At 36.2% G+C, this 2,887-nt stretch carries 7 protein-coding genes and 2 pseudogenes; 3 read left to right on the top strand and 6 right to left on the bottom strand.

What is annotated here, in order from left to right; translation table 11 throughout:
* The 3 genes and pseudogenes from B806_RS19315 to B806_RS20015 form a co-directional block, all read right to left on the bottom strand.
* Positions 1-175, bottom strand: a pseudogene (locus B806_RS19315) (transposase); the annotation flags it as partial.
* Entirely contained in the window at positions 103-309 is a 207-nt protein-coding gene (locus B806_RS20020) for an AAA family ATPase (RefSeq protein ID WP_233728806.1), read from the bottom strand. The gene B806_RS20020 and the pseudogene B806_RS19315, both read right to left, overlap by 73 nt.
* Before the next feature lie 53 nt (positions 310-362).
* A complete protein-coding gene (locus B806_RS20015) occupies positions 363-491 on the bottom strand; it encodes an AAA family ATPase (RefSeq protein ID WP_002123981.1) in 129 nt (42 codons plus the stop codon).
* A 185-nt stretch (positions 492-676) separates the two neighbouring features.
* On the opposite strand from B806_RS20015, the gene B806_RS0106310 reads away from it, so the two are divergent.
* The 3 genes from B806_RS0106310 (at position 677) to B806_RS0106300 (ending at position 1,640) form a co-directional block, all read left to right on the top strand.
* The gene (locus B806_RS0106310) at positions 677-997 is read left to right on the top strand and encodes a type II toxin-antitoxin system Phd/YefM family antitoxin (RefSeq protein WP_002123990.1); all 321 of its coding nucleotides are present in this window, start codon (positions 677-679) and stop codon (positions 995-997) included.
* A 297-nt stretch (positions 998-1,294) separates the two neighbouring features.
* Positions 1,295-1,462, top strand: a complete 168-nt coding sequence (locus B806_RS0106305; RefSeq protein ID WP_002072926.1) for a type II toxin-antitoxin system RelE/ParE family toxin — start codon at positions 1,295-1,297, stop codon at positions 1,460-1,462.
* Complete coding sequence (locus tag B806_RS0106300; RefSeq protein WP_002123976.1) at positions 1,449-1,640, top strand: hypothetical protein; 192 nt, start codon at positions 1,449-1,451, stop codon at positions 1,638-1,640. Before B806_RS0106305 ends, B806_RS0106300 begins: the two co-directional genes overlap by 14 nt.
* A gap of 176 nt (positions 1,641-1,816) precedes the next feature.
* Here B806_RS0106300 and B806_RS19005 read toward each other — a convergent pair whose 3' ends face one another.
* The 3 genes and pseudogenes from B806_RS19005 to B806_RS0106280 all read right to left on the bottom strand — a co-directional run bounded on the left by B806_RS19005 (position 1,817) and on the right by B806_RS0106280 (position 2,754).
* Positions 1,817-2,071 carry a hypothetical protein gene (locus tag B806_RS19005; protein WP_000236586.1) on the bottom strand — a complete coding sequence of 85 codons (255 nt, stop codon included), beginning with the start codon at positions 2,069-2,071 and terminating at the stop codon, positions 1,817-1,819.
* A 125-nt stretch (positions 2,072-2,196) separates the two neighbouring features.
* Positions 2,197-2,319 carry a hypothetical protein gene (locus B806_RS20165; protein ID WP_004832986.1) on the bottom strand — a complete coding sequence of 41 codons (123 nt, stop codon included), beginning with the start codon at positions 2,317-2,319 and terminating at the stop codon, positions 2,197-2,199.
* Positions 2,288-2,754 (bottom strand): annotated as a pseudogene (locus tag B806_RS0106280) (hypothetical protein). The gene B806_RS20165 and the pseudogene B806_RS0106280 overlap by 32 nt, the downstream one beginning before the upstream one ends.
* Positions 2,755-2,887 lie beyond the last annotated feature (133 nt).

Below are 2,887 nucleotides of genomic sequence, written 5' to 3'. Positions count from 1 at the left end.
TCTCATCTTGTGGAATCTGATCGAGTAAATCACCAAGTACCTGTGAATCACTCAAATTGTTGGTCGTGAGCTGAACAGCGCGTATTTGTAAGGTTTTAGCATCTATACCAATATGTAATTTACGCCATTGGCGACGATATTCAGGCTGATATTTTTTACGCTTCCATTCACCCTCATTTGTGGACGCAATAAAGCAATTTGACCTTCTGCCTCAACTTGATCGTCACCTAGAGTAAAAACTCCTTTAACGGTATTTTCTTGATTGAAATTACGATCAATAAAATCTTTATTATAGACTAGAGTTTTTATTGGTTCTTCACCAAGCCATTGAAGTAAACAATGTGTGTAGCCTAATGGTTGATCTATAATTCTACAATTGTAGTTTTTCCTGACCCATTTGCCCCAAATATAAAATTTATCTGCTTTAAACCATCTAATTGTGTTGGTACACTATAAGTAGCAACATTATTTATATAGACTCCAGTAAGCATAGCTTTCCCTATTTTTAATTTGCACGATTTAAAATTTATTTTTTTAGATTATATAGTTACATACAAATATCATCTACTAATTTTAGAAATATAATAGCCCCATAATAAATAACGGTCGTTTTCTTACATTCGGAACAATATTCTAAAGTGATTTAATTTTTGCCATCCAGTATAAGGTCTTAGATATGAGTCGATTAACTTTTATAAACGGTGCGATTGTTTCTGCGTCTGATGTTCGCAAATCTTGGAGCAAAATTGTTCAATGTGTCAAAGAAAGTCATAAACCTGTTTTTGTTTATACGAAGAATACGCCCGAAGCTGTTGTTCTGAGTTTTGAAGAATTTCAAAACATGCAGGAAATTGTTGAAGCCGTCCGGCGTGAACAGCTAGGACAACAAATGGTTTATGATCTTTTGGATATTAATCAGCTCACTGGTCAACCGATCAAACACATGCTTTTGAACCCCAAAGGTGTATTTGAAGAAGTAAATGGACAAGAAAAATAGCTTTTGAGGATATTAGCGGATTCGAGATTAGAGACAAGCTGATTTAAAAGTCATCTTATATTTATATTCGTTGCACAATGAGCTTTTATTTTCGTGAAATAATAGGAAGTGAAAACATTTTCGTAAGTTAAGTAGCCCTGGTGACATAGAGTTGACTAAGTTTATTGAAAATTACAAAGAACGCTTGGATGTCTATAGAACTATATTAAATAATGCACTGGGTAAAGTAATAGACTCACCCCCGGCGCAAACTTAGGAGAATCTCACACATTACCAATGAGTAAAGGACTATTTGAGTTGCGCTTAAAATCTCAAGAAGGTATTGCTCGTGTTATGTATTGCACACTAGTCGGTAAACGCATTGTAATGCTCCATAGTTTTGTTAAGAAAACCCAAAAAACACCTAAGCAAGATCTAAACCTAGCACTTGACCGCATGAAAGAGGTGAAAAATGCGAACACATGAAGAAATGAAAGCACTTGCATTATCTCGTTCAGCAGTGCGTACCGAATACGAACGAATTGAACGTGAAGAAATGCCCTTGCTCGATATGGTACTTACTGCACGTCGAGAGGCAGGTCTATCCCAAGCGCAAATCGCGGAACGCGTGGGAACAAATGTACCTCTGCCGTTTCACGGCTAGAAAAAGCATTGATCACAGGCAAACCATCACCATCTATTGCCACATTGCAAAAATATGCTGCGGCAATTGGTAAACATGTTGAAGTGCGTTTTGTCTAAATAAAAAAGCACCCTAGGGTGCTTTTTACCAATTCACTAATCAATCAACTTTACACATTTAGCAACAACATCCTGTGCCTATAGACCCTTATCTTTGAAATTACTGTTATACGCACGATCAATATCTCTTAAGCCTTCTTGAATTTCTGCTTTTGATGCATTTTTGTCTGTTAATATTTCATTCCTTAAGCTTTCCTTGGAAACCCCTTTAAGCCTTGCATCCATTATAAGAGACTGATTATATGCATCCTTTACACACTCATTGCGCTCTTTTAAAGATAATTTATTTGGAGTGCAGTGTGCTTCCCAAATTATTGCAAATTGAATAACCACCGTAGCTATTCTTAGAATTTACCTCTCCGCAATATCCTTTTATATTTTGGAATTGGGCTGAATCAGGATCTTTTAAGGTGCTTAAGATAGCTTCTTTTGACTCTTTTTCCACCTTTGAGCAACCATTAATCCCTACCAAACCAAGAACTAAGCTTAAAAAAATAATCTTTTTCTACTATGCGAATCGCTTCCTCTTCATCTGCTTGGTCAATAAAATCAGTTGGAGGAAATGGTCTGATCTGATCCATTAAATATTTGCCTCTTTAAATTTTTAGCCATTCACTAGCGTATTCAGTCCGTAACTGCAAAGGTCCAGACTCATCAATGCGACATCTTGAAGCTGTCTCTATGCGAACTACGGTGTAGCCCATCTCTTCAGCCACATCGTAACGATCAAGACTACAAGCTTTATTTTTAAGTTTGCCCTTACGACCGCCAGACCATGGACCACCCGCAATTTCAACTAGTATTCGATACTCAATTAAATGAAAGTCAAACCGCCAGTGCTTAGTAGACTTAAACTGAAATTTCTTTTCATATTTAATTTCCAGATTATCTAAAGTTTCAGTAAATTCTTCTTCTGCCTCTAGATATTTTTGTGTAGGCTTTGGCAGTGGCCGGCTTTTAAGTTTAGTTTTAGGTTCTTTTTTCCGAGTAAGCCAAAAGTATTCTGTAGAATCCATTATTCTTACCCATAAAAAAACCGCCCTAAGGCGGTGGCTAAAAATAGAGACAACTAACTATTATTTCTTAAAAGTTGCCTTATAAAGCTTTGAATTAAAGTAATCCGTAATTTCTTTACCTTCGGTTTGAATT

Source organism: Acinetobacter sp. TG2027 (assembly GCF_000302435.1).
Lineage (GTDB): Bacteria > Pseudomonadota > Gammaproteobacteria > Pseudomonadales > Moraxellaceae > Acinetobacter > Acinetobacter pittii.
Note: the sequence above shows the minus strand (reverse complement) of the source record. Positions and strands in the feature narration are given on the sequence as shown.